Origin of the sequence: Nocardioides daejeonensis (genome assembly GCF_003194585.1) — a bacterium.
GTDB classification, from domain to species: Bacteria; Actinomycetota; Actinomycetes; order Propionibacteriales; family Nocardioidaceae; genus Nocardioides; species Nocardioides daejeonensis.
In genome coordinates this window covers 149,284-174,752 of record NZ_QHKZ01000005.1, presented here as the reverse complement: position 1 = coordinate 174,752, position 25,469 = coordinate 149,284, and the positions used below count along the sequence as shown (strand labels likewise).

Sequence of the window (25,469 nt, the reverse complement as noted above, 5' to 3'; positions counted from 1 at the left end):
CTGCCCCTCCGCCCCTGAACCACCCCGACGGAAGCGACACCCTCCCTTGATCGACCGTTCCCGCGCCTGGCTGCTGACGTGGTCCGGGCTCTGCCTGGGCCTCTTCGCCGTGGTGACCACCCTGGTCGCCACCACGTGGCAACCCCTCGGGGAGTTCGACCGCGACGTCTCCCGCAGCGCCGCTGACTGGACCTCGCCGCACGAGCTGCTGGTCGACGTACTCCATGTGGTGGAGGTCGCCAGCGACACGATCGCGGCCACCATCATCTCCACCGTCCTGGTGCTCCTGCTCTGGCTGAAGGGGCAGCGGCGAGCCGCGGTCTACGGCGCGATCGTGATGCTCTCCTCGTTCGCACTCACGCACATCATGAAGGCGGTCGTAGGGATCGAGCGTCCCGACTGGTCGGTGCTCGCCGAGCAGCTCACGAGCGGCTCCTACCCTTCGGGCCACTCGGCCTGGATCGTCTCCATCACCGGGGTGCTGGTGGTGCTGAGCCAGATGTTCCTACGCCGTCCGGGCTTGCGTCGTACGGCCACCGCGGGGCTGGTGCTGCTGTGCCTGCTGATCTTCGCCGACCGCATCCTGCTGGCGCGGCACTTCCCGAGCGACGTGGTGGGTGGCGCCCTGCTCTCGGCCGGGATCGTGCTGTTGGTGCTCGCCTTCTTCTCTCCGCAACCGCGCAGCGTGGCGGAGTCGGCGGAGCCACTCTTCACCAGCGTGCCGGCGACGACCCGTGATCTGCACGTCGTGCTCAACCCGATCAAGGTGGAGGACGTCGGCCAGTTCCAGTCGATCGTCGGTGCGATGGCCGCCGAAGCCGGGTGGAACGCGCCGGTCTGGCACTTGACGACGGTCGAGGACCCGGGCACCGGGATGGCGCACGCCGCCTCCGTCGCCGGCGCCGACCTCGTGGTCGTCTGTGGCGGCGACGGCACGGTCCGCGAGGTCTGCGCCGAGCTGGCCGGCACCGGCATCCCGGTCGGGATCATCCCCGCCGGCACCGGCAACCTGCTGGCGCGCAACCTCGACATCCCCCTCTACATCCGCTCCGCGATCGACGTCGCGCTCAACGGTCAGGACAGGGCCATCGACATGGTCGAGGTCTCCGGCGACGGCGGTCTGGACGACACCCACTTCATGGTGATGGCCGGGATGGGCTTCGACGCCGCGATCATGGAAGGCGTCAACGAGGAGATCAAGGCGAAGGTGGGCTGGCTCGCCTACGTCTGGTCGGCCCTCAAGTCACTCATGTTCCCCGCCGTACGCCTGGAGATCTCCGTCGACGACGGCCCCTTCACCAAGCACCGCGCCCGGACCGTCGTGGTCGGCAACGTGGGCTTCCTGCAGGCCGGCATGCCTCTCCTCCCCGACGCCGCGATCGACGACGGCGTGCTGGACGTCGTGATGCTGCACCCCAAGCGCTTCCTCTCCTGGCTGCCCATCGTGTGGCGGGTCATGGCCAAGCGCAGCCGCACCGACGAGACCCTCGACCGGATGACCGGTCGCAAGGTGATCATCCGCGCTGCCGCCGACACTCCGCGCCAACTCGACGGCGACTCGGTCGGCCCGGGCCGCGAGCTCGTCATGGAGTGCGTGCACGGCCGACTGCTGGTGCGCGTTCCCCGCTAGCCGACCCCACCCGAGTGGGACGTGCTGCGCTCGACGAGGTGTAGCTCCGCCGGCGCATGACGTTGCGCGGTGGACGCCGTCCGGGGATCAGCCGTCGTGACGCTGGCCCTTGCGGTGCGGCTTGCGGTCGCCGCGACCTTTGTAGCCGCCGCGCTGCTCGGGGCGGTCGCCGTACGTACGCCGCCGCGGGCCGTTGTCGACCTGGATCTCGATGAGCTTGCCCGAGATCCGGGTGTTGGCAAGCAGGTCGAGGGTGCCGGCCGGCAGGTCTGCCGGAAGCTCGACGAGGGAGAAGTCCGGGCGGATCTCGATGCGTCCGAAGTCGGCACGGCGAAGGTTGCCCTCGTTGGCCAGCGCACCGACGATCTGCCGCGGCTCCACCTTGTGGCGCTTGCCGACCTGGAGCTTGTACATCTGCATCGGTACGTCGGACTGGCGGCCTCGGCCACCACGCTGCGGCCGGTCGTCGCGGCCGGATCGCTCGTGGCGATCGCCTCGGTCCTCGCGGAACTTCTCCTGGCGGGCCGGACGCTCGTCGGGGTCGAGCAGCATCGGCTCGTCGCCCTGGAGCACGAGGGCGAGAGCGGCGGCGACGTCGACCTCAGGCACGTCGTGCTCGTTGACGTAGTGGGTGACCACATCACGGAAGAAGCTGACCCGGTCCTCGTTGCCCAGCGCCTCGGTGATGGCGTCGTCGAAGCGGCTCAGGCGCGTCGAGTTGATGTCGTCGACGGTCGGCAACTGCATCTGCGTGAGCTGCTGGCGGGTGGCCTTCTCGATCGCCTTGAGCAGGTAGCGCTCGCGCGGCGTGATGAAGGAGATCGCGTCACCGCTGCGTCCGGCCCGGCCGGTGCGACCGATGCGGTGCACGTAGGACTCGGTGTCGGTCGGGATGTCGTAGTTGACGACGTGGCTGATGCGCTCGACGTCGAGACCGCGGGCGGCAACGTCGGTGGCGACCAGGATGTCGAGCTTGCCGGCCTTGAGCTGGTTGACCGTGCGCTCACGCTGCACCTGGGCCACGTCGCCGTTGATCGCCTGGGCGGAGAACCCCCGGGCGCGCAGCTTCTCGGCCAGCTCCTCGGTAGCCTGCTTGGTGCGGGCGAAGATGATCATCGCCTCGAAGTTCTCCACCTCGAGGATGCGGGTGATCGCGTCGATCTTCTGCGGCCACGACACGATCAGGTAGCGCTGGGTGATGTTGGCGTTGGTGGTGGTCTTGTTCTTGACCGTCACCTCCACCGGGTCCTTGAGGTACTTCTTGGAGATCCGGCGGATCGAAGAGGGCATGGTCGCCGAGAAGAGCGCGACCTGCTTGGTGTCGGGGGTGTCGGCCAGGATCGTCTCGACGTCCTCAGCGAAGCCCATCTGGAGCATCTCGTCGGCCTCGTCGAGCACCAGGAAGCGGAGCTCGGTCAGGTCGAGCGTGCCCTTCTCCAGGTGGTCCATGATCCGGCCGGGGGTGCCGACCACGACGTCGACGCCACGGCGCAGCGCGGAGAGCTGGACGCCGTACCCTTGGCCGCCGTAGACCGGGAGCACACTGACACCGGAGAGGTTGGCGGCGTACTTCTCGAACGCCTCGGCGACCTGCAGGGCGAGCTCGCGGGTGGGGGCGAGCACCAGTGCCTGCGGCGACTTCTGGCCGCGCTCGAGCCGGGAGAGGATCGGCAGCGCGAACGCCGCCGTCTTGCCGGTGCCGGTCTGCGCAAGGCCAACGACGTCGGAACCGTCCATCAACGCAGGGATCGTCGCTGCCTGGATCGGCGACGGCGTCTCGTAACCGACCGCACGGATGGCCTTCAGGACCCGCTCCTCCAGCCCCAGGTCGGCGAAGGTGGGGGTCTCGGGCTGCTCGTCCGTCGTCTCGGTCTCGGTCACGTCGTGGTCACTCACCCCACAACGGTAGTGGGTCAGCGTCGCATGTCGACATTCCTCGGGCCCCGATTTCAAGCCGATGGGAGCAGGATCACAGCAACTTGCCGGGGAAATTGCATGCCTGGTGTGCGTAGCTACGGCATACAAGCACCAAGTTCCCCGCCCGGGCGGGGAAACTGAAGCGGAGCGCGGGCTCAGACGGCGATGTCCCCCACGACGCGCAGGCGGGAGCGGCCGACGTGCTCGGTGACGAAGTCGGCGACGAGGTCGAGGGCGGCGGAGCCCTCGGGGATGAGGTCGGCGAGCACGGGGAAGGCGTGCACCTGCCCCTGCCACGCATGCACCTCGACCGGGACGCCGGCGGCAGCGAGGCGGGCAGCCGCAAGCTCGCTGTCGTGACGTAGCACCTCGTCGGTGGAGCAGATGAGCAAGGTGCTGGGCAGGCCACGCAGGTTGCCGTTGACCGGGGAGAGAGCGGGCTCGACGATCGGCTGGCCCGTGACGAGCTGAGCGATCCGGCCGAGTCGGGCACTCGGCAGGTAGTGCTCCGAGCGGGCGTTGGGGGTCGCGCACCGCTCGGTGTTGTCGAACTCCAGCCAGGGCGAGAGGCCGACCAGGCCGGCGAGCGTCATGCCCTGGTCCCGGGCGGCCATCGCGACAGAGAAGGCGACGTGGCCACCGGCCGAGTCGCCGGCCAGCACCATCCGTGACGACTCGTACCCGTGGGCCAGCATCCACTCCACGGCATCGAGGCCGTCGGCGACCGCCTCGCGGACCGTGCCCCGGCCGTGCTGGCGGTAGTTGACGCTGAGCACCGGCAGGCCCGTGCGCAGCGCGAGCTGCTCGACCACCTTGCGGTGGGTCGCCGTGCCACAGAAGAGGAAGCCCCCGCCATGGAAGTAGACGATCGACTCGACGCCCGGACGAACGCCGCGGGGCCGGACGAGCTCGGCGTCCCAGTAGCCGTAGCGAACCTTGCGCACCCGCACCCGACGACTGCGGGGTTGAGCCTTGGCAACAGCCTCGATGGCGTGCCGACCGTGCGAGAGCGGACCACGCGTGGGATACATCGCGAGCGCAGGGCGGACGAAGGTCCGGGCAAACCTGCCTACGACCTTGGCCTGGTGACTGACACCCTCGTGAATAATCATCATCGACCCCTCTCGCTCCCCTGGTGAGGTGATGGGACCTTAACCCCAGATGAGATCTGGGTCACCGTGATCCGGATACAAAGCTCAACAACCTGATCGGTCCCCCTGTTCCGGAAACTGTGCTCGCGGCACGATGAACCCATGCCCGACGAAGCTCCGTACGACGAGAAACACCTTGAGCACGCGCCCGGCCAGGCGACGACCTACGAGCAGTTCGGTCGCGACTTCTTCCGCGTCGCCGTGACCGAGCAGCGGATCCTCGCCGGCGTGGACGTGCTGGCTGGCGAGCCGATCGCCTTCGGTCCGATCGGAGTCGGACCAGGCAGGCTGGCCCGCGTCCGCGCGACGGGCGTGATCGAGCGTCCCACCGCGACCTCCGTGGACGGCGATCTGGTCCGCCTGATCGTGACGCTGCCGGTGAGCCTCTCCTTCGAGCTGGACCTCCAACTGGAGAAGCAGCGGTTCGATGCACGACTCTCGATCCCGCTGGAGCTGACCGCCCGTGCCCTGACCGGCTGCCGGGTCTTCATCGACGTACTCCCGCCCCGCGGAGACCAGATCGAGGTGGACCTGCGCGGATTCGGCCTGCGCGCCTCGCTCCTGCAGCGCGTCGCGGGGGTCGAGGCGGAGCTGACCCGCTTCGTCGCCAAGTACGTCGCCCGGGAGCTTGAGAAGCCCGCCGTGCGCGCCGCCCGCCTGATCGATGTCGCTCACGCGATCGACCGCGCCTGGTCCGGAGTGGACGTGACGTGAATCACACCCTCGGAGGGAAGCGTTGTCGGGGGTCGATGGTTGAAACTTAAACCAAGCCAGAAGCACCAAGATCGCGAAGGACACCCACATGAGCATCTTCTCCCGCAAGTCCGCCAAGAACGAGCCCGTCTTCGACGCCGCCACCCAGGCCATCGAGGACATCACCGGCGACTACACCATCGACGCCGCGCACACGCAGATCGGCTTCCAGGCCCGGCACGCGATGGTCACCAACGTCCGGGGCGCCTTCAAGGAGTTCGAGGGCACCGCTCACATCGACGCCGCGAACCCGGCCAACTCCAAGGTCGACCTGACCATCGCCGTGAACAGCGTCGACACCGGTGTCGCCGACCGCGACGGACACCTTGCCTCGGCCGACTTCTTCGACGTCGAGCAGTTCCCGACCATCACCTTCACGTCGACCTCCGTCGAGCGCGACGGCGACGACTGGGCGATCACCGGCGACCTGACCATCAAGGGCACCACCAAGCCGGTCACCATCGACTTCGAGTTCGTCGGCTCCGCTCAGGACCCGTTCGGCAACACCCGCGTCGGCTTCGAGGGCGAGGTCGCCGTCAACCGCAAGGACTGGGGCCTGACCTGGAACGCCGCGCTGGAGACCGGCGGCGTGCTCGTCTCCGAGAAGGTCAAGCTCAAGTTCGACGTCTCGGCGATCAAGAACGCCTGAGTCGCACCTCTCTGCAGGTCCCGCTCCCGGTACGCCGGGGGCGGGACCTGTTGCTTCCGGGCATCCGGCGCCGAAAAGCAGATGCGCCCGACCGTACGGCGTCAGTTCAATGACGCCATGACCGCACTTCCGACCGGCCTCAGCATCCGCCCACTCGGCGGCACCGACGCCGCAGCGGTGGCAGCAGTGATGGCCGCCGAAGAGCTGGCCGCCACCGGAGAGATCGCCATCGAGGAGGCGGACATCCTCTCCGACTGGCAGCGGCCCGGGTTCGACATCGCCGACAGCACGATCGGCGTCTTCGCCCAGGAAGGACTCGTCGGCTATGCCGAGCACAGCCACGGCGACCGCGGCGACGCGGCGGTTCATCCTGAATGGCACGGGCAGGGCATCGGCACCTGGCTGGCCGGGTGGCTCACCGAGAAGGTCCGGGAGCGCGGCGGCCGCGTGATCGGCATGCCCAACCCGGAAGGCTCGCCCGGCGACCGGCTCCTCGCCGCGCTGGGTTGGGAGCCACGCTGGACCTCCTGGGTCCTCGCGCTGCCTCAGGGCCGCGACCTCGCCGACCGCGACCTGCCTCCGGGTTACGCGGTGCGCGCGGCCCGCACCGACGAGCAGCAGGCCGCACACGACGTCCTGGAGGATGCCTTCCTGGAGTGGTCGGATCGCGCTCGGGAGACGTTCGAGGAGTTCCGGGCGACGGTTCTGGAACGCCCTGGTCGCGAGCCCTGGCAGCTCCGGGTCGTCGTCGACGCGGAGGAGACCGTGGTCGGTGTGACGGTGCTTATCCGCTCCGAGATCGACGGCATCGCCGAGGGCTACGTCGACCGCCTGGCCGTACGCCGCGACCAGCGCGGGCGCGGCCTCGCTCAGGTGCTGCTGAACGATGCCTTCGCGATCTGCCGGGAGCACGGCGCTGCTCGCACCACCCTCTCCACCGACTCCCGCACCGGCGCCCTCGACCTCTACCGCAAGGTCGGCATGGTGGTCACCCAGAGCTGGGTGAACCGCGCCGCCCGGTGGTGAGTGCCACGTGGCACCAGTGACACGCAGCCCCGCTCAGCCGCCCTCGGTCAGCGTTGCGGCGGGCAGCCAGTCGGCGCCCAGCAGCTCAGCGAGCTCGGCGAGGCCGGTGGTGTCGCTGCCGACTGCGTCGGAGGCCGCGGCGATGCGCTCCACCATCGCCTTGCCGACCTGCTCCTCGACGGTGCCTTCGGCGTAGGCGATGTGCCAGGGCGAGACCTGGTGGTCGCGGTGGGTGCGGCCGGTCACCTGCCGACCCGCGATGCCCGAGAAGCGGGCCTGGTGGAAGAGGCCGACCCGCGGCTCGAGGGTCGCCTGACGGCCGTCGGGGAGAGTCTCTCCGGCGTGCAGGCTGATCGAGGCCACCGTGGTGAAGACGCAGACCTGCGCCTCCCCGGTCTGGAACCGGAGCCGCTCGGCCTCGACATCGAAGCGGTCGCGCCCGTAGATCGTGGCGACCTCGACCCCTGAGTCGCGCAGCCGGTCGGCGATCGGATCCGCCGCGGTCGCGACGAACTCGACCGAGCACGCCACCTGACGCTCAGCCTGCACCTGCTGGACGATCCAGGCGACCGTCGACTCGACCCGGATCAGGCCGGCCTTCTGCCGGAACCGCAGCAGCGCAGCCCGCCCCTTGGCGAGATTGCGACCGCGACGGGCGATGTCCATCTCGCGACAGAACTCGCCCCACTCGGCCTCGTACGCCGCCCGTTCCGCCGGCGTCAGGGTCACCGGCATCCCCGAGATCGGCACCGGGCCCCAGGGCGCGGCCCGGTGCAGCATCGCGGCAGGGCGCTCGTCGGCGAGCCAGCCCCGCACCAGCTTGAGATCCGCAGCCCGCCGCGCCGGGTCGGTGGTCCAGGTGGCGCCGTACCGTCCCTGCTCGACACTGACGCCGTGGCGTTCGAGTGCCGCGGCGAATACCGCGCCGGGCTGGGTCGCCGAGGTCCACTCCCGCATCGACTCGCCGTGCACCTGCGCATACGCCGGAGCGAGGTAGGGGAGCTCCAGCGGCGTGTGTCCCGGTGTCGCGGTGGTCGCGATCACGAACGGCGCCGCCTCGTGAGGATGGGCGTGCCCCGAGATCCGCGTCCAGTGCTTCCACCGCTTCGTCGTGGTCCGCCGCAGCGCGTGCGCCTCGTCCGCGATGACCACGTCCCAGCCGTACCCGGCGACCTTCTCCAGCCGGTCCCAGGTGATCACCACCCAGTCCAGACCTCCGTCGCCCAGTGCCGCGATGGTGCGGCACCAATGACCGATGGTGATCGCGGCGGGCCGGTCGGCGACCACGAGCACCCGTCGTGCACCCCGGAGGTCGCCGACGGCGGTGGCTCCGAGGACCGCGGAGATCGTCTTGCCCACGCCGGGCTCGTCGGCCAGCAGGAACTGGCGCCCTCCTGCCGCTGCGCACGCCGCGATCGCGTCCGCCGCCTCGAACTGGATCCGCCGCGGCTCCAGTGCGTCCGTCGGCTCCGGATTCGGAGTCGGGTCTTCCGGGTTCAGAGTGTTCTCGAGGAACCGCCCGAGCGTGTAGGGACCTGGCGCATACGGCGCAAGAGACGCTGGCAGCGAGCGACCGACGTACAGATGGGTCTTGACGGCCGGGTGCCACGACGCCTCGTCGACCTGCGTGCCGTACGGCACGTCGAGCACCCAGATCCGCTCGCCCGGCCCCGCCACCGGCAACGGCCGTACGGCGCCGCTACGACGCGCGGGCGTGCTGCGTCGGCGCGCACCGGATCGGCGAGCAGCGGCCACTCGCGCTACTTGCCCTCGGCCTCCGCCGCGGCCTTGACCGCGTCGATGTCGAGGTCACGCACGGCGGCGATCAGCTGGTCGAGCGCGTCGGCAGGCAGTGCGCCGGCCTCGCGGAAGACCAGCTCGCCCTTCTTGAAGGCCATCAGGGTCGGGATCGAGGTGATCTGCGCGGCGGCGGAGAGCTGCTGCTCCTCCTCGGTGTTGATGCTGCCGAAGACGACGTCGCCGTTCGCCTCGGAGGCGGCCTCGTAGATCGGGGCGAACTGCCGGCACGGTCCGCACCAGGACGCCCAGAAGTCGACCAGCACGATCTCGTTGCCGGTGATGGTGGACTCGAAGTTCTCGGCGGTCAGCTCGATGGCACCCATGACGACGAGCGTAGGCGGTGGAGACAATGGGGCCATGATCGAGGTACGCCGCGCCGCCGACCGGTTCCGCACCGTCGCCGAGGGGCGGGACACCCGGCACTCGCTATCGTTCGGCAACCACTACGACCCGGCCAATCTGCGCTTCGGTCTGTTGCTCTGCCACAACGACGACCTCGTCCAACCCGGACACGGGTACCCCGACCACCCTCATTCGAACATCGAGATCGTGACCTGGGTGCTCTCCGGGGAGCTGCACCACCAGGACTCCCGCGGCCACGCCGGCGTGATCACACCGGGCACGGTCCAGACGATGTCCGCCGGTTCCGGGGTGGTGCATGCGGAGACCGTCGACGCCGCCTCCGGACCGACCCGGTTCCTGCAGACCTGGCTGATGCCCGACGAGCCCGGCGGAGAGCCGAGCTACTCCTCGGGCGCCGTCAGCCTGAGCGAGGCATGGACGCCCGTCGCCGGCGGAGCCGACGGCGCGGCACGGATCGCCGCGACAGGCGCTACCTTCTGGGCCGCCTCTCCTCCCCGAGGTGGGGCACTCGAGGTGCCCGACGTGCCGCACGCCCACCTCTTCGTCGCCGACGGGCAGGTGACCCTGACCCCGGCGTCGGGCGACCCGGTGGAGCTGACCGCCGGCGACGCCGTACGCCTGCGGGCGGAGGGGGCGATGCTCGCCGCTGGAAGCACCGCCCACCTCCTGCTGTGGACCTTCGCCGCCTCGGGCTGACCATGCCAGCGGCGCGTGGCCGGAACCGGACGGCAGAGGTCGCGCAGGAAAATCTGTCAGGTCGGCACACCCTCGCGCGAGTTCACACGCACGAACGAGGCTGCAAAGCTCAGGAAAGCAGGGAGAGCGCAGCGGGGAGCACGCGGATCGTCCACGGCTCACCGGGACGCAGGACCCCCAGCGGCTCGCCGTCCCCGCCGACAGCGACCGGGCGCTCCATCGCCAGCGTGATCTCACGACCGCGCAGCACCGTCACCTCGTCGAGCGCGACGTGGGAGCCGTCGTACACCTTGGGCAGGGAGCGGATCAGGTCGAGCTTGCCGGCTGCGGCGATGACCACGATGTCGAGCTCCCCGTCGTCGAGGACGGCAGGTGGCGCGATCTTCATGCCCGAGCCGTAGAAGGCCGAGTTGGCCGTCACCACGGTCGCGGCACGTACCCGGTGGGTCTCGCCGTCGACGGTGACCGTGCCCGCGACCGGCCGGAAGGCTGCCAGTGCGCGCACGGCAGCCACCGGGTACTGCAGCTTGCGTGGCATCCAGCGGATCCGGTCGACGATCTCCGAGGCGTGGGCATCGACGCCTGCGTACACCGATCCCGCAACCACTCGTGAGGAGCCGTCGGGAAGGTCGACCTCGACCAGGTCGATTCGCCGGGGCTCGGCCTCGAGCAGAATGCGTGCGATCTCGTCGGGGGCGTCGGGGAGCCCGAGCATCCGGGCGAAGTCGTTGCCTCGTCCGGCAGGCACGACGCCGAGGGTGCCGCCCGTGGCGGCCACCTGCCCGGCGATCGAGGAGAGCATGCCGTCGCCACCGACCGAGACGACGACGTCGCCACGCTCGACGGCCTCCGCCACCAACGCCACCGTCGCCTTCGGCCCCGGCGAGTAGGTCACCTCCACCCGGGCACCGGCATCCCGCAGCGCCCGCGCGACCGGAACGACCGCGCGCGGTGCGGCCCCGCCACCCGAGGTCGGGTTGACCAAGAAGGTGAACGCGCGCGTCACGGGATCATCACGCCCGGGTTGAGCACGCCGGTCGGGTCCAGCTCGCGCTTGACCGCGCGCAGCACTTGGACGCCGACCGGGCCGATCTCCTGCGCGAACCACTGCTTGTGGTCGCTGCCCACGGCATGGTGGTGCGTCACCGTCGCGCCGGCGTCGACCATCGCCTGCGTGGCAGCGGCCTTGGCGCCCTGCCAGGTCTCCAACGGCGTCTCGCCCCCGGGCGCAGCGACGGTGAAGTAGAGCGAGCAGCCGGTCTCGTAGACGTGGCTGATGTGGCACAGCACCAGGGTCTGCTCGCCGAGCTTCTCGGTCAGTGCCGCCTTGACCGCGCCGTACAGCCGCTCCCGGTTGCTCCAGAAGGTCGCCGTCTCCAGCGTCTCCACCAGCACGCCGACATCGAGCAGCGAGTCCCGGAGGTACGGCGCATGGAACCGTCCTTCCGCCCAGGCCTGTCCGCGCTCCTCGCCGAGCGCGGTGCCGCCGAGCCTCGTGAGCTGGGCGGTGACGAGGCCGCGACGGGCCTCGATCAGCTCCGCGTCGACACCCTCGTGGCCGACGATCATCAGGCAACCGCCTGCAGCGGAGCCGCCGACGTCGGACTGGCTGGCCAGGTTGAGTGCCGTCTCGTTCTCGTCCGAGAGGCGGATCACGGTGGGCAGCAGGCCGGCCTGGGCCAGCGTGCGCATCGCGTCGGCGCCGACGGCGAAGGAGTCGAACTGCCAGCCCTCGTAGACCTTGATCGTCGGACGCGGTCGCACCCGCACCCGCACGGCGGTGATCACGCCGAGGGTCCCCTCGGAGCCGAGCACCAGCTGCCGCAGGTCGGGGCCAGCGGCGTTGGCCGGCGCTGAGCCGAGCTCGAGGGTGCCCTGAGGTGTGGCCATCGTGAGCCCGACCACCAGCGCGTCGAAGCGGCCGTAGCCGGCACTGGACTGGCCGCTGGAGCGGGTGGCCGCGAAGCCACCGATCGAGGCGTACTCGAAGGACTGCGGGAAGTGGCCCAGCGTGAGTCCGTGCTCGGCGAGCAGGGCCTCGGCCTCGGGTCCGCGCAGCCCGGGCTCGAGGACGGCGGTCATCGAGGTGAGGTCGACGTCGCGCAGCGCCTTCATCCGGCACAGGTCCAGGGAGAGGACGCCGGCAAGGCCTTCGCGACGGGCCACCAGGCCGCCGGTCACCGAGGTGCCGCCCCCGAAGGGGACGACAGCGAGCCGGTGCCGGACCGCAAGATCGAGCAGAGCCCGGACGTCAGCATGGGTGGCCGGGCGGACCACTGCGTCGGGGGCATCGCTCAGGTCACCCTGGCGGGCCCGAAGCAGGTCGGGGGTCGACTTGCCGCGCGTCCGCAGGCGACGGGTGTCGTCGTCTGTCAGCACCTGGTCGTCGCCGAGCAGCGCTCGCAGCTCCGCGAGCACCTCGGCGGAGATCCCGGACGGAGGAAGTGCGGCATGCTCGACGGCGGGAGAGTCACGGACGCCGAGTGCGAGCTCCACCAGGTCACGGGTGGCCTGCGGGAGCGGGGCTGCCTCGGCCGGGTCGCCCCAGCGGGTCGGGTGCATCTCAGTGGTCATGTGTTACAGTGTTACACATGACGTCACTTCGTCACAACAGTTATCTGGATGCGGCCCGAGAGGCGCTGCTCGACGTCGGGTGGAAGCGTGCGACGCTCACCGACATCGCCCGTCGCGCCGGGGTGTCCCGGATGACGATCTATCGCGCCTGGCCCGACATGTCCACACTGATGGGCGACCTGATGACGCGCGAGTGGGCGGAGATGACGGCGGGCATCGGTCCCATCGAGACCGACGAGCCCAGCCCCGAGACCATCGCCGAGGGCGTCCTCGCCCTGATCCGCGCGCTGCGCGGCAACGAGCTCTTCCGCCGGGTTCTCGACGTCGATCCCGAACTGTTGCTCCCCTACCTGCTGGAGCGACGCGGCCGCTCCCAGCAGGCGATCCTCGACGTGCTCACCGGGGTCGTCGGCGCCGCCCAGGTGGCCGGCACCGTCGTCGCCGGCGACCCCGCCGCGCTGGCCCGCACCATCGTGCTGACCGCACACGGCCTGGCGCTCTCCGCCGAGACGATGACCGGCGACGACGTCGACCTCGACACTCTCGACGCCACCTTCGCGCGGCTGCTCACCAAGGGACTGCGCCCATGAACGACACCGGCCCCCGCAGCGCGTCCGGGCGGATCCGCGCCGGACTCGCCGACCTGCCCACCGAGGCCGACCTCGTCGTCATCGGCCTCGGCGTCACCGGCGCGGGAGTGGCCCTCGACGGCGCTACCCGCGGACTGCGCGTGGTGGCGCTCGACGCGCACGACGTCGCCTTCGGCACCTCCCGCTGGTCGTCGAAGCTGGTCCACGGCGGCCTGCGCTACCTCGCCAAGCTCCAGGTCGGCGTCGCCCACGAGAGCGCGGTCGAACGCGGCATCCTGATGGAGACCACGGCCCCGCACCTCACCCATGCCAACCCGATGCTGCTGCCCCTGATGTCCAGCGTCTCCCGGCCCCAGGCCGCGTTGGCCAGGGCCGGATTCCTCGCCGGCGACGTGCTGCGGCGCGGCGCCCGGACCGACCGCGCCACACTGCCACCCCCACGCCGCATCTCGCGGGCGGAGACCCTCGCGCTCGCCCCCGGTCTACGCGTGGCGGGGCTGCGCGGCGGCCTGCTCTCCTGGGACGGCCAGCTCGAGGACGACGCCCGGTTGGTCACCTGCATCGCCCGCACCGCCGCGGCGTACGGCGCCGAGGTGCGCACCCGCGCACGCGTGGTCTCCGCGACCGGGCACGCTGTGACGGTCCGCGACGAGCTGACCGGCGAGACTCGCACCGTCGCAGCGCGGGCGGTGATCAACGCGACCGGCGTCTGGGCCGGCAGCCTCGTCGACGTGAAGCTGCGGCCGAGCCGGGGCACCCACCTGGTGCTGCGCGCCGACACGCTGCCCGGGCTGAGGGCGACCGTGACCGTGCCGGTGCCCGACTCGGTCAATCGCTTCCTGATGGTGCTCCCCCAGCCTGACGGCACCTACTACGTCGGGCTCACCGACGAGCCGCTGGATGACGAGACGATCCCCGACGTACCGGAGCCGACGGAGTCGGAGATCGGCTTCCTCCTCGACGTCGTCGCTGCTGCCTTCGAGCGGCCGCTGCGGCGCAGCGACGTCGTCGGGGCGTTCGCCGGCCTACGGCCGCTGCTCGACGCCGGTGGGTCGACCGCGGACCTCTCCCGCGAGCACGCCGTGCTCACCTCCGAGACCGGCGTGATCACGGTGGTCGGCGGCAAGCTGACCACCTACCGGCAGATGGCCGAGGACGCCGTGGACGCCACCGGACTCGCTCCCGAGCGCTGCGTCACCAAGGAGACCCCCCTGCTCGGAGCCGCCGACCGGCAGCTCCTCGCGGCGCTGGAGGCGCCCGGACGCCTGGTCCGGCGGTTCGGCACCGAGGCAGGCTACGTCCTCGCCGACGCCGTCGCGGTGACCGGCCTGAGCGAGGAGGAGCTGCTCGCTCCCGTCGCACCGCACCTGCCGACGACCCTGGCGGAGCTCGTCTTCGGGGTCACCCACGAAGGTGCGGTCGACGTCGACGACCTGCTCGACCGACGGACCCGGATCGGGCTGGTCCCCGCCGACCGGGAGCTGGCCCGGCCGGCTGCCGAGCGGGCCCTCGCGCTCGGCAGACGCTGACGCGCGGGCGACGTGCTCAACCCGCCATGGCAGCCATGTCCATCCACATGATCTCCCAGATGTGACCGTCCGGGTCGGCGAAGGAGCGGGAGTACATCGGGCCCTGCTCCTGCCCGTCCTCGACGAAGCGGGCGCCTCCTGCCGCGGCCTGCTCGCACAAGGCATCGACCTCGTCGCGGGACTCGGTGGAGACGGCGATCAGCACTGAGGTGCCGGTATGCGGCTGGGTGTTGTGGAAGCTGTGGAAGAAGTCGGTACGAAGCAGCATCACGCTGGCCAGCTCGTTGATCACCAGGCAGGCGGCGTTCTCGTCGCTGAACTGGTCGTTGAACTCGAAGCCGAGCCCGGTCCAGAAGTCGCGGCTGCGCTGGACGTCGGTGACGGGAAGGTTCGGGAAGATCATCCGGCTCATGGGGCCTCCTCAGGTTGTCTCCGCACCCTGGCGGTGCGGTGTTGTCCATGTCGACCGACCGGGGGCAGAGAACTCATCGGAGCATGAGCGATGAATTCACGGGTGTCGCCGAGTCGTAAGTCCTGCAAGACTTCGGATGTCGAGGAGGCACGGGTGACCAGCAAGCTAGAAGCAGCCGCAGGCGTCGGCAACGAGGACGAGTTTCGCGAGCTCGCCAACACCCACCGGCGCGAGCTCCTGGCGCACTGCTACCGGATGACCGGGTCGCTGCACGAGGCGGAGGACCTCGTGCAGGAGACCTACCTGCGCGCATGGCGGGCGTTCCACGGTTTCGAGGGTCGCTCCTCGGTGCGCACCTGGCTCTATCGGATCGCCACCAACGTGTGCCTGACCAACCTCGACGGCAAGCAGCGGCGGCCACTGCCCAGCGGCCTCGGCACCTCAGACTCCCACGTGGGCGACGAGCTCGTCTCCGACCAGGAGATCCCGTGGCTGGAGCCGGTCCCGGACGCCGCCGTGGTGGTCACCGAACGCGACTCGATCCGTCTCGCCTTCGTCGCCGCCCTCCAGCACCTTCCGGCACGACAGCGTGCCGTGCTGATCCTGCGCGACGTCCTGCGCTGGTCGGCCAAGGAGGTGGCCGAGGCCCTCGAGACCACCCCCGCCGCCGTCAACTCCGCGCTCCAACGAGCGCACGCGCAGCTCGCGAGCGCGGGTCTCACCGAAGACACCGTCGAGCCCGATCTCGATGCCCGGCAGGAGGCGATGCTCAAGGAGTACGTCGACGCCTTCTGGCACAAGGACATCGACCGGATCGTCAAGCTGCTGACCGTCGACGCTGTCTGGGAGATGCCGCCCTTCACCGGCTGGTACCAGGGCAACGTCACCATCGGCGAGCTGATCGACACCCAGTGCCCCGGTGGCGTCCACGACATGCCGATGCTGCCCACGATGGCCAACGGCCAGCCCGCCTTCGGCCTCTACATGGCGCAGCCGGACGGCACCTACCGTCCCTTCCACCTCCAGGTGCTACACCTGGAAGGCGAGCGGGTCCGGCACGTGTCGGCTTTCTTCGACCCCCGCCTCTTCGAGGCGTTCGGGCTGCCGGGGGTGCTGCACCGTGCTGACCTGCCCGTAGCGACCACCAGCCCGCGATGACCTGCGCCACCACACCGGTGGCACTGCTGGAACGGGCGATCGGCTGGACCCGCCAGGCGCTGTACGACGCCGAGGGGATCCCGCTCACCGCGCGCACCCCGTGCACCGCGTGGAACCTCGGCGACCTCCTCGCCCACATGTCCGACGGGCTGGACGCCTTCACCGAGGCGAGCTGCGGGTTCGTCGCACTCGGCTCGGTCCCGTCACACACCACACGCATCGACGAGCTGCGCGGCAAGGCATGCGCCCTCCTGGCCGCGTGGACGGCCCCCTCCGCGGCCGACGTGTGGGTCCACGACCAGGCGCTCCACGCCGATGTGCTCCTGCACGCCGCAGCCGTAGAGATCACGGTGCACGGCTGGGACGTGATGCAGACCGCCGGCCTCGCGCACGACTCACGCAGCCACACACTCCGCGCACTGCCCGACGATCTTGCCGAAGGCCTGCTCCCCGGAGCCCGGCTGCTGTTGGCGAGCGCCGACCGTCCCGGCCGGTTCGCGCCCGCTCTCGAGACGGCGTACGACGCGACTCCGGGGGAGCGGCTGCTGGCCCACCTGGGGCGACCTGTGTCAGGCCGGACCGAGAGGAAAGGGCCGTTCCCGATACGGAAGCGATGAGCCCCATCGATCGAGATAGGCGACCTCGTCGACCGGTTTGCGAGTCGCGACCTTGAACTCCGTGCCGAGCGTGTAGGCGACGGGAAGCATGGTGATCTGCACCGCCTCGTCGGGCAGGCCGAGCAGCTTCGCCGCCGCGTCGGCGTGGTGCAGATGCAACGAGGTGAAGCAGGTGCCGAGGCCCCGCGCACGCAACGCCAGGTTGAACTGCCAGATCGCCGGATACATCGACCCGTAGAGCCCCGACGAGCTCCCCGCTCCGCCCTGGGCAGGGTCGGGGCGCGTTGCGCACGGGATCACCAGGTACGGCGCCCGACCGATGTTGCGAGCCAGGTGGTCCGCACCTTCGAGGATCCGTTGTGTACGCCGTGAGAGCGACCCATCCGCCTGGACGCCGCCGAGTCGGCCGGCAACCACCGGGTCCTGTGCGCCGCGCTCACCATGGAGTGGCCGGTACACGTGCTCGTCGTAACCTGCGAAATAGAGTCGGCCGAGCTCCTCCTTGAGCTCGGGATCGGCGATCACCAGCCATCGCCAGTCCTCGGCTCCACCAGCCGTCGGTGCCTGCAACGCGAGTTGCAGGCATTCACCCACCACGTCGAGCGGGACGGGCCGGTCGTAGTCGAGTCGCATGCGAACGGCTCGGGTCGTCGTGAGCACCTGATTGAGATCGGTGAGGATCTGACGTCCCTCAGCAGCCATGGGCGCTCTCCCGTCGTGAACTCATCATCCGCGTCGCCGGCCTAACGCCCGCTGAAGACCGGCTCACGCTTCGCCAGGAACGACTCCACGGCGTGCGCATGATCGGCGGAGCGACCACATCGTGCCTGCTCCACGCCCTCGGCTGCCAGCACGTCGTCCAACGGCAGCCCGGCACTCGCCAGCCCGAGCAGGCGCTTCGTGGAGGCGTAGGCGAGCGTCGGACCGGTCGCCAGCTGCTCTGCCAGGGCGAGGGCGACGGCAGTCACCTCCTCCTGAGGCACCACCGGACCCGCGAAGCCCCAGCCGACGGCCTCGTCAGGTGTGAAGCTCCGGGCGAGCAGCAGCAGCTCGCGAGCGCGCGCCGGGCCGACGAGCGCGGGAAGCGTGAGCGAGACGCCGGAGTCGCAGGTCAGTCCGACCTTGGAGAAGGCCGTCCCGAGCGTCACTCCGCTGCCCCAGACCTGGAGGTCACAGGCCAGCGCGAAGCCGAGGCCCGCACCCACACAGGTGCCGTGCACGGCGGCCACCACCGGCTTCGGCATGGTCGCCAGCAGTCGGGTGATCGGGCTGAAGTGGAGCTCGACCGTCTCCGAAGCCCGCTCAGGCGCGTCTCGGAGGGTTCCGGCGAGTTCGCCCAGGTCCTGCCCGACACAGAAGACCGGGCCGGCACCCGAGAGCAGCACGGCGCGAACTCCGTCGTCCGCCGCGATCGCCGTGAGCTCGGCGACCAAGGCGTCCTTCAACGCCGTGTCCAGGGCGTTTCCATGGGCAGCGCGGTTGAGGGTCACCCGCGCAAGACCCCGTGCGCGCTCCACGAGCAGCACCGGTTCGGCTCCCATCAGCCGGTCCGCTCGTAGACCACGACAGGGTTGCCGAAGGGGTCGTGCACGGTCAGCTTCCGCTCGTGGCCCCCCTCGACGATCTCACCCAACTGCTCACCCTCCGCCGTCCAGGCCTCCATGAAGGCATCGAGGGAGTCGACCTGGAACGAGAGGACCACTCGGTCCGCGACCGGCTGCTCGACCGGGGCGGCGAGGCCCAGGGTCACCGATCCGTCGCCGACGGCGGCGTAGCGGTCGCCGTCGCGGAAGCGCGCCTCCAGCCCGAGGCGTTCTACGTAGAACCGGGTCGCCGCATCGAGGTCGGTCACCGGCACGATGACGTGTCCGATCTTCATGCGCGGAACCTCGGCATGACCTCGCGAGCGAACCTCTCCAGGATTTCCATCGACCGCTCGATCGGCAGCCCCAGCCACTGCACCCGGAAGACGAAGTGGTTGTAGCCGGCATCGGAGAAGTCCTGGATCTTCGCCGTGATGTCGTCGGGCGAGCCGAAGAAGAGCGCCTTGTGCTTGATGCCCTCCCACTGCGTCTCGAAGTAGTCCATGCCGTACTGCACGTACTCGTCGTACGAGCGCCGGACCGGCTCGCCGGCGATCTCGAAGGCCTCCTCGAACGAGTCGGCCACGCAGAGGTCGCGGTGGATCGGGAAGGTCATGCCTGTCTCGTCGTGCCCGGCCTCGCGCAGGTGCTGGCGGTAGTCGGTCAGGTTGCCGACCGCCCAGTTGCGCCGTACGTTGCTCGGCGCCAGCCAGGGCAGACCCTGGCCGGCGATCCGCTTGATCCCGATCGGGCCGTTGGCACCGACCCAGACCTCCGGGCCGCCCTCCTGCGCAGGAAGCACGCTGCACTGCACGCCGTCGAGCTCGAAGTGCTTGCCCCGGTGGTGCACCGGCTCACCGCTCCACAGCTTCCGCATGACCTCGAGCGACTCGTTCATCCGGGAGACGCGCGTGCGTCGCTCGATCCCGAACGACTGGAACTCATCTTCGCGGTACCCCGAGCCGACGCCGAGCACGAAGCGTCCGCCGGACATCTGGTCGATGGTCGCGATCTCCTCGGCCCAGTGCACCGGGTGACCCAGCGGAAGGATCAGGATGCCCGTGCCGATCTGCATCTCGCCGGTGTGCTCGATCAGCCTGGAGAGCAACGGCAGCGGCTGCGGCGTACTCAACGACGACAGGTAGTGGTGGATGCCGAAGAGCGAGTCGAAGCCGAGGTCGCGTACATGCTGGGTGAGCTCGACCAACTCACCGGTGCGGCGTCCGAGATCATCGCCACGCTCGTACTGGTGGTCGAGCAGGATTCCGAACTTCACGCCGGTCAGTCCTGTGCGGCGCGGGTGTTGCTGAGCCGGAAGTAGGGTGCCACCCGCTGGTCACGGTCGGCCAGGGCGCCGGAGACACCGCGGGTACGACGCTCCTTGAGGAAGTTCCAGTCCCCCTCCTCGAAGGAGACATTGGTGGCCCAGCCGTGCCCGACCCAACCGGTCATGGCGCCCAGGCCCTTGCCGCGGGCCTCCATGATCACCTGCATCATCGACTTGCCCATCATGAGCGAGTCGAGCGGCATGAACGCGATCGCCTCGGCGTAGTCGGACACCCACTGCTCGAGCTCGTCACGCTCGACGACCTTGGTGACCAGACCCTTGCGCTCGCCCTCCTCGGCACCGATCGCGCGCATCGTGAGCATGACGTCCTTCATGGTCGTCAGGCCCATCTTCTCGATCCAGTGGTACATGTCCTGCGGCGCCGGACCGAGGTAGCGGAAGGCGGGGTGGGTGAACTTGGCGTCGGGCGTGGCGATCACGATGTCGGCCGACAAGGCGATCTGGAAGTGGCCGCCGTAGCAGTAGCCCTGCACCTGGCAGATCGTCGCCTTGAGCGACTCGATGATGGGCCGGGTGAACCCGGAGCTGAGCACGTTGCGGTCCGGCAGGATCCGCTGGCGCTGGGCCGGGCGACGACGTGACGCCTTGTCGGTGCCGGACTTGTAGCCGATGTAGTGGCCGAGCTCGGCCGCATCGGCGCCGGTTCCGAAGTGCTCGCCGTTGCCCTTGAAGACGATCACCTTCACGCGATCGTCGGACTCTGCCTCGCGGACCAGATCACCCACACGCTCGAAGGCGGCAACCGGGATCGCGTTGAGCATCTCGGGCCGGTCGAAGCAGATCGTGGCGACGGCACGCTCCTCGTCGACCTCGTAGGTCACGTACTTCTCGATGGTCGCCTGGTCGGTCACCATGTTCTCGGCATCCCACTGGCGCTCCAGGAGTTCTGCTTCGGTCTTCTTCATGATGTTCCTCTCGTGTGGGTACTGCGCGTCGACGTCCCACGGAGCTCGCGGTCCGACGTGTGGATGTGTGGTCGTGAAGCCGACGACGGGAGTCGTCAGCGGAAGGCCGGGAAGACCTCGCGGGCGAAGAGCCTCAGCGAGGCGCGGACCATCTCCGGTGGCATGCCGAGCCAGCCGGGCCGGAAGATGATGTGGTTGAAGCCCATGTCGCGCAGCGCGCCGATCCGCTCGATGAGCATCTCGGGCGACCCGAGCAGGAGCGTGTTGGCCACCAGCTCGTCGAACCGGTCCCGTTGCCAACGCAGCGCCGGGTACTCGGCATAGGTCGCGTACTCTCCACGGGCGTAGGCGAGCCCCTGTTCGACAGCCTGCTCCGTGGTGGGCGCGCAGAAGACCTCCAGCCCGACGGGCCTCTCGATGCCGTCGGTCGGCAGCTCGAGACGCTCCCGCTCGGCGTCGAAGATGGCGAGGTGATCCGGGAGGAAGGTCGGTCGCGGCGAGTTGCCCGGTGCATACCAGGCATCGCCGAGCCGGGCCGCCCGCCGGACCGCCACCTTCCCGCCGGCACCGACCCAGATCGGGGGGCCGCCGGGGGTGAGCGGACGCACCCCGATCCGAGCGTCGGTGAGCGGATAGAACTCGCCGTCGTGGTTCACGGTCTCGCCCGACCACAGCGCACGGATCAGCCGGAGCGACTCGTCGAGCCGGCGGAACCTCGAGTCGGCGTCGACGCCGAAGGCGGCGAGCTCGTTCTCCCGGTAGCCCGCACCGACGCCGAGGACCACGCGGCCTCCCGAGAGCTGGTCGAGGGTGGCGAACTCCTCCGCGATGTGCACCGGGTGGAACATGGGCATCAACAGGATGCCCGTGCCGAGCATCATGTCGCCGGTGCGCGGGATCAGCGCCCCCATCATCGAGATCGGCTGGGGAGTGGCCAGGTTGGACAGGAAGTGGTTGATGGTCCACACCGAGTCGTAGCCAAGCTCCGCGGCGGTCTCGACCGTGCCGAAGAGCGCATCGAGGTGCGTTCGGAGATCCTCGTCGTGCGGGTACTGGTGTGAGGCCATGATGCCGAACTTCATGCGGTGCCCCCGACTCCCGCGGGCAGTGCCCCGCGCTTGATCTTGCCCGCCTCGCTGCGCTCCAGCTCAGGCACGAACTCGATGTGCCGCGGCGTCTTGAAGTGGGCGAGGCGATCACGGGCGTGGGCGACCAGCAGCTCGGAGAGTGCCGTGTCGCTGACGGTCGGGTCCGCGACCCTGACCACCAGCGCCGTCGGCACCTCCCCGAGCCGGTCGTCGGGGGTGCCGACGACGCGGACGTCGTGCACGAGGGGATGCGTGCGCAGCTCGTCCTCGATCTCCTCGGGCCAGACCTGGAAGCCTCCGCACTTGATCATGTCGCGCTTGCGTCCAGCCAGGAAGAGCACGCCGTCCTCGTCCACGTAGCCGATGTCGCCGGTGTGCACCCATCCGTCACGGACCAGCTCAGCGGAGGCTGCGGCGTCGTCGACGTAGCCGCGCGTCATCTCCGAGCGAACCACGATCTCGCCGTGCACGCCGACCGGCTGCGCCAGGCCGTCGTCGTCCCGGATCTCCAGCTCGACGCCCGGATAGACCTTGCCTGCCGAGCCGGGCTTCCAGAGCCCGGCCCGCATGTCACGGCCGGTCCAACCGGCGATATGCCCCGACTCGGTCGATCCGTAGTTGACCAGGATCGGCACGTGATAGCGCTCCTCGAAGGCCTTGCGCACCGTCCAGCTGAGTGCCTGGCCCGCGACCAGCACGTGCTTGACCCGGTCGAGCGGGAGCGACTCTTCCGCGTGGACGATGTCGAAGAGCATGGTGGGCAGCAGGAAGAGATTGTCGAACCGGTGCCGCTCCAGCAGAGTGCGCAGCCGGTCGAGGCTGAACCGCTCCCAGACGACGCATCCGCGGCCGACATGGAGAGCAAAGAGCAACGAGTGCTGACCGCCGCTGTGGAAGAGCGGCAGGGCGATCAGGTTGGGCGCGGCCTCCGCATGCACCGTGCCGGCGTCGGCGCTGCCGGTGGAGACGCGAGAGAGGCGAGCAAGCGAGTCGCGAATGCCGCCATGGGTGACGCTGACCGCCTTGGGTCGTCCACTAGTGCCTCCGGTGAAGAGGATGCAGGCCTCGTCGTCCGCAGCGACCTCGATCGACGACAGTGCCGCGGGGTGTCGCCAGTCGAGAGGCTCCACGCCGTCGACTACGCCCGCGACCACCCGGATGGGGACCTGGCCGCGGACCTTCGCCACGACGCCGGGCTTCGCGTCGTCGACGAGCAGCAGCACCGGCTCGGTCTTCTGCAGCGACTCCGCTAGCTCGTGCTCGTTGTAGAGGCTGCTGATCGTGACCGGGATAGCCCCGATCTTCCACGCGCCGAACAGCAACAGCGCCACCTCGGGGCCGTTGGTGACGTACGCCGCCACCCGGTCCCCGCGGCGTACCCCTGCCTCGCGGAGCGCGATGGCGATCCCCCCGGCGAGGCGGTCGGCCTCGGCGAAGGTAAGGCTGTTTCCCTCCTGATCGAACAAGCCGGGCAGGCTCGGCTGTTCGGACGCACGGGTCTCGAGGATGGTGCCCAGGTTGGGATTCATCGGTGCTCCCCTCCCGCCTGGGCGCCGCCGGCAACCGCCGGAATGATGTCGGCGCTGAAGCGGGCGATCTGCTCCATCGCCTCGTCCTGGCTGGCCCCGACGAACTGGAGTCGGAGCGCGACCTCGGTGATCCCGAGTTCCGCCTCCCAGCGGCGGAGCTTGGCGACGACCTCCTCGGCTGTGCCGACCAGGCAGTCCTCCTCGATGTAACGGTCGAGATCGATGGACTGGGCGTCGTCCCAGGACTTGTAGCCGGCGTACTGGCGCTGGAGATGCGGGCGGATCCCGGCGACCGCCGCCTCATGGGTGTCGGCGACGAAGGCCTCACGGCTCATCGGATAGGCGCGGTCAAGGCTGTGACCGTGCTCGACGAGCGTCTCCCGGTAGAGCGCCAGGTTCGCGGCCACCTCGGCGTCGGCTCCCTTCGGACCGATCAGCCACGAACAGCCGAGCCGGGCGGCCCGGCGGATGGCGGGCTCGGCGAAAGCACCGATCCACAGCGGCGGCCCGCCCGGCTGGACCGGTCGCAGAGCCAGGCCCGCACCAGGAACGGTGCCCCAGGTGCCCTGGAGATCGAGGGTCTCACCGGACCACAGCCGCCGCAGGATCGGGACGTAGTCGCGTAGTCGGCTCAGCCGGTCGGGCCACTCGACGCCGAACGCCTCGGTCTCCCTGCGGCGGTAGCCGGCGCCCATGCCGACGGTCAGGCGTCCACCGCTCAGCACGTCGAGGGTGGCGAGCTCCTCGGCCAGCGCGACCGGGTTGAGCAGCGGCGCCAGCAGGACTCCGAAGCCCAGCCGCACCTCGGTCGTGGCTCGAGCCAGGTAGCCGGCCAGCGGGATGGGTTGGAGGAACGCGGACTGAGCGAGGTAGTGGTGACCGAGGAAGAGCGTGTGGAAGCCACCCTGCTCGGCCGCGACCGCCTGCGCCAAGACCCCGTCGATGCCGTCGGCGATCTCCGTGCCCGGATCGAACTGGGCGCTGAGGAAGAGGCTCGTCTTCACCCCGCCACCGCTCCCACCGACGCGTTGCCCTCAGCGGCCTCCTTGGCCCGGAAGTGCGGGATGACCTTGGTCGCGAACTCCTCCATCGACCGCAGCGCCTCCTTGCGCTCCAGCGTCGGAATCCGCAACCAACCGATGTAGTGGTTGATGCCGAGCTGTTCGCCGAGCATCTCGATCGTCTCGATGACCTGCTGGGCGGAGCCGAAGTTGCCGCCGTGCGTCAACGTCTGCTCCAGGGTGAGCAGGTTGATGTTCTTGGCGACGGCCTCGTAGTAGCTCCGCTCCTGCTCGACGGCCTCGCTCGAGCCGGGGATGACCTTGCCCACGGATCGGTAGTAGTTGAGCGCCGCCTGGGCCGCGTCGGTCAACCCCTGCTGGCTGTCGCCGCACCAGACCTGCTGCATGAACGGCAGGTCGATCCCGGCCAGGTCGTGCCCGTTCTCCTCCATGGCCGAACGGTAGAGGTCGAAGTTCTTCTTCATCAGGCCCAGGGGCGTGAAGTTCGGCGAGGTGATGATGGGGTCGCCGATCCGCCCGCGCTCGGTGAAGTTCTCCGGCGAGACGGTCCCCTGCAGGATCTTCGGGCCGCCCGGGGTGTGCGGTCGCGGATAGGTGGTGATCGAGTCGTACTGATAGAACTCGCCGTGGTAGGAGAAGTTCTCCTGGCTCAGCGCCAGCCGGACGATCTCCAGCGTCTCGCGGTAGCGCGCCTTGGACTCCGCCAGCGGGACCTGGAAGCCGGCGAACTCGACCGGGGCGTAGCCGCGTCCGACCCCGATCGTCACGCGACCCTGCGAGAGCACGTCGAGGGCGGCGATGTCCTCGGCGAGACGTAGCGGGTTGTGCAGAGGGATCACCAGCACCGCCGTACCGATGGTGATCTGCTTGGTCCGCTCCGCGACCGCCATGCCGAAGTTGAGCGGACTGCCGAGGATCCCGTACTTCGAGAAGTGGTGCTCGGCAAGCCAGACCGAGTCGAAGCCGAGCTCGTCGGCGAGCTGGATCTCGTCCAAGGTGTCCCGCAGGACCTGGTTGTCCGAGCCTCCCTCGGCCACCGGGAACAGGTTCATGATTCCGAACTTCAACGGGAACTCCTTTATTCCGACCAGACGGTATGTTATCGCCGGAGAGGTGTCCCCGGCAAGGG

The 25,469-nt window shown here is 69.7% G+C and carries 25 protein-coding genes; 9 read left to right on the top strand and 16 right to left on the bottom strand.

Annotation, left to right across the window (positions count from 1 at the left end; all coding sequences use genetic code 11):
* Positions 1 to 46 precede the first annotated feature (46 nt).
* Entirely contained in the window at positions 47 to 1,630 is a 1,584-nt protein-coding gene (locus DNK54_RS14390; RefSeq protein ID WP_239460106.1) for a bifunctional phosphatase PAP2/diacylglycerol kinase family protein, read from the top strand.
* A gap of 87 nt (positions 1,631 to 1,717) precedes the next feature.
* Here DNK54_RS14390 and DNK54_RS14385 read toward each other — a convergent pair whose 3' ends face one another.
* Together DNK54_RS14385 and DNK54_RS14380 are read right to left on the bottom strand one after the other, a co-directional pair.
* The gene (locus DNK54_RS14385) at positions 1,718 to 3,526 is read right to left on the bottom strand and encodes a DEAD/DEAH box helicase (RefSeq protein WP_239460105.1); all 1,809 of its coding nucleotides are present in this window, start codon (positions 3,524 to 3,526) and stop codon (positions 1,718 to 1,720) included.
* Between the two features lie 176 nt (positions 3,527 to 3,702).
* Positions 3,703 to 4,662, bottom strand: a complete 960-nt coding sequence (locus DNK54_RS14380) for an alpha/beta hydrolase (RefSeq protein ID WP_110207690.1) — start codon at positions 4,660 to 4,662, stop codon at positions 3,703 to 3,705.
* Positions 4,663 to 4,800: 138 nt separating this feature from the next.
* On the opposite strand from DNK54_RS14380, the gene DNK54_RS14375 reads away from it, so the two are divergent.
* The 3 genes from DNK54_RS14375 to DNK54_RS14365 all read left to right on the top strand — a co-directional run bounded on the left by DNK54_RS14375 (position 4,801) and on the right by DNK54_RS14365 (position 7,126).
* Positions 4,801 to 5,412, top strand: coding sequence for a hypothetical protein (locus tag DNK54_RS14375; RefSeq protein WP_110207689.1), 612 nt, complete (start codon positions 4,801 to 4,803; stop codon positions 5,410 to 5,412).
* Between the two features lie 88 nt (positions 5,413 to 5,500).
* A complete protein-coding gene (locus tag DNK54_RS14370) occupies positions 5,501 to 6,100 on the top strand; it encodes a YceI family protein (protein ID WP_110207688.1) in 600 nt (199 codons plus the stop codon).
* 117 nt (positions 6,101 to 6,217) lie between these two features.
* Positions 6,218 to 7,126, top strand: a complete 909-nt coding sequence (locus tag DNK54_RS14365) for a GNAT family N-acetyltransferase (RefSeq protein WP_110207889.1) — start codon at positions 6,218 to 6,220, stop codon at positions 7,124 to 7,126.
* A gap of 33 nt (positions 7,127 to 7,159) precedes the next feature.
* Here DNK54_RS14365 and DNK54_RS14360 read toward each other — a convergent pair whose 3' ends face one another.
* Both DNK54_RS14360 and trxA read right to left on the bottom strand, forming a co-directional pair.
* A complete protein-coding gene (locus DNK54_RS14360) occupies positions 7,160 to 8,881 on the bottom strand; it encodes a DEAD/DEAH box helicase (protein WP_110207687.1) in 1,722 nt (573 codons plus the stop codon).
* Positions 8,882 to 8,886: 5 nt separating this feature from the next.
* On the bottom strand, positions 8,887 to 9,249 hold the full coding sequence (trxA, locus tag DNK54_RS14355) for a thioredoxin (RefSeq protein WP_110207686.1): 363 nt from the start codon (positions 9,247 to 9,249) through the stop codon (positions 8,887 to 8,889).
* A 34-nt stretch (positions 9,250 to 9,283) separates the two neighbouring features.
* Between trxA and DNK54_RS14350 the strand changes: the two genes are divergently transcribed.
* Positions 9,284 to 9,985: a pirin family protein gene (locus tag DNK54_RS14350; RefSeq protein ID WP_162602478.1), complete on the top strand. Its 702-nt coding sequence runs from the start codon at positions 9,284 to 9,286 to the stop codon at positions 9,983 to 9,985.
* 109 nt (positions 9,986 to 10,094) lie between these two features.
* Here DNK54_RS14350 and DNK54_RS14345 read toward each other — a convergent pair whose 3' ends face one another.
* On the bottom strand, positions 10,095 to 10,991 hold the full coding sequence (locus DNK54_RS14345; protein WP_110207684.1) for a diacylglycerol/lipid kinase family protein: 897 nt from the start codon (positions 10,989 to 10,991) through the stop codon (positions 10,095 to 10,097).
* Positions 10,988 to 12,559, bottom strand: coding sequence for an FAD-binding oxidoreductase (locus tag DNK54_RS14340; RefSeq protein ID WP_239460104.1), 1,572 nt, complete (start codon positions 12,557 to 12,559; stop codon positions 10,988 to 10,990). The genes DNK54_RS14345 and DNK54_RS14340 overlap by 4 nt, the downstream gene beginning before the upstream one ends.
* 17 nt (positions 12,560 to 12,576) lie before the next feature.
* Between DNK54_RS14340 and DNK54_RS14335 the strand changes: the two genes are divergently transcribed.
* Both DNK54_RS14335 and DNK54_RS14330 read left to right on the top strand, forming a co-directional pair.
* Positions 12,577 to 13,149 carry a TetR/AcrR family transcriptional regulator gene (locus DNK54_RS14335; RefSeq protein ID WP_110207683.1) on the top strand — a complete coding sequence of 191 codons (573 nt, stop codon included), beginning with the start codon at positions 12,577 to 12,579 and terminating at the stop codon, positions 13,147 to 13,149.
* A complete protein-coding gene (locus DNK54_RS14330; protein WP_110207682.1) occupies positions 13,146 to 14,678 on the top strand; it encodes a glycerol-3-phosphate dehydrogenase/oxidase in 1,533 nt (510 codons plus the stop codon). The genes DNK54_RS14335 and DNK54_RS14330 overlap by 4 nt, the downstream gene beginning before the upstream one ends.
* 16 nt (positions 14,679 to 14,694) lie before the next feature.
* On the opposite strand, the gene DNK54_RS14325 is transcribed toward DNK54_RS14330, so the two are convergent.
* Positions 14,695 to 15,090 carry a VOC family protein gene (locus DNK54_RS14325; RefSeq protein ID WP_110207681.1) on the bottom strand — a complete coding sequence of 132 codons (396 nt, stop codon included), beginning with the start codon at positions 15,088 to 15,090 and terminating at the stop codon, positions 14,695 to 14,697.
* Positions 15,091 to 15,243: 153 nt separating this feature from the next.
* Here DNK54_RS14325 and DNK54_RS14320 point away from each other — a divergent pair, with 153 nt between their 5' ends.
* Complete coding sequence (locus DNK54_RS14320; RefSeq protein WP_239460103.1) at positions 15,244 to 16,248, top strand: sigma-70 family RNA polymerase sigma factor; 1,005 nt, start codon at positions 15,244 to 15,246, stop codon at positions 16,246 to 16,248.
* On the top strand, positions 16,245 to 16,865 hold the full coding sequence (locus DNK54_RS14315; protein WP_110207679.1) for a DinB family protein: 621 nt from the start codon (positions 16,245 to 16,247) through the stop codon (positions 16,863 to 16,865). Before DNK54_RS14320 ends, DNK54_RS14315 begins: the two co-directional genes overlap by 4 nt.
* On the opposite strand, the gene DNK54_RS14310 is transcribed toward DNK54_RS14315, so the two are convergent.
* The 9 genes from DNK54_RS14310 to DNK54_RS14270 form a co-directional block, all read right to left on the bottom strand.
* Positions 16,818 to 17,567: a nitroreductase family protein gene (locus DNK54_RS14310; RefSeq protein ID WP_110207678.1), complete on the bottom strand. Its 750-nt coding sequence runs from the start codon at positions 17,565 to 17,567 to the stop codon at positions 16,818 to 16,820. The genes DNK54_RS14315 and DNK54_RS14310 overlap by 48 nt on opposite strands.
* Before the next feature lie 41 nt (positions 17,568 to 17,608).
* Positions 17,609 to 18,406: an enoyl-CoA hydratase/isomerase family protein gene (locus DNK54_RS14305; RefSeq protein WP_110207677.1), complete on the bottom strand. Its 798-nt coding sequence runs from the start codon at positions 18,404 to 18,406 to the stop codon at positions 17,609 to 17,611.
* The gene (locus tag DNK54_RS14300; protein WP_110207676.1) at positions 18,406 to 18,744 is read right to left on the bottom strand and encodes a VOC family protein; all 339 of its coding nucleotides are present in this window, start codon (positions 18,742 to 18,744) and stop codon (positions 18,406 to 18,408) included. The genes DNK54_RS14305 and DNK54_RS14300 overlap by 1 nt, the downstream gene beginning before the upstream one ends.
* Positions 18,741 to 19,724: an LLM class flavin-dependent oxidoreductase gene (locus tag DNK54_RS14295; protein WP_162602477.1), complete on the bottom strand. Its 984-nt coding sequence runs from the start codon at positions 19,722 to 19,724 to the stop codon at positions 18,741 to 18,743. The genes DNK54_RS14300 and DNK54_RS14295 overlap by 4 nt, the downstream gene beginning before the upstream one ends.
* A 5-nt stretch (positions 19,725 to 19,729) precedes the next feature.
* Positions 19,730 to 20,701: an enoyl-CoA hydratase/isomerase family protein gene (locus DNK54_RS14290; RefSeq protein WP_110207674.1), complete on the bottom strand. Its 972-nt coding sequence runs from the start codon at positions 20,699 to 20,701 to the stop codon at positions 19,730 to 19,732.
* A 95-nt stretch (positions 20,702 to 20,796) separates the two neighbouring features.
* A complete protein-coding gene (locus DNK54_RS14285; protein ID WP_110207673.1) occupies positions 20,797 to 21,783 on the bottom strand; it encodes an LLM class flavin-dependent oxidoreductase in 987 nt (328 codons plus the stop codon).
* Positions 21,780 to 23,318, bottom strand: a complete 1,539-nt coding sequence (locus tag DNK54_RS14280) for a class I adenylate-forming enzyme family protein (RefSeq protein ID WP_110207672.1) — start codon at positions 23,316 to 23,318, stop codon at positions 21,780 to 21,782. Before DNK54_RS14280 ends, DNK54_RS14285 begins: the two co-directional genes overlap by 4 nt.
* Positions 23,315 to 24,322 carry an LLM class flavin-dependent oxidoreductase gene (locus tag DNK54_RS14275; RefSeq protein ID WP_110207671.1) on the bottom strand — a complete coding sequence of 336 codons (1,008 nt, stop codon included), beginning with the start codon at positions 24,320 to 24,322 and terminating at the stop codon, positions 23,315 to 23,317. Before DNK54_RS14275 ends, DNK54_RS14280 begins: the two co-directional genes overlap by 4 nt.
* Positions 24,319 to 25,407 (bottom strand): LLM class flavin-dependent oxidoreductase, encoded by a 1,089-nt coding sequence (locus DNK54_RS14270; protein ID WP_162602476.1) that lies wholly within the window; start codon positions 25,405 to 25,407, stop codon positions 24,319 to 24,321. The genes DNK54_RS14275 and DNK54_RS14270 overlap by 4 nt, the downstream gene beginning before the upstream one ends.
* Positions 25,408 to 25,469 lie beyond the last annotated feature (62 nt).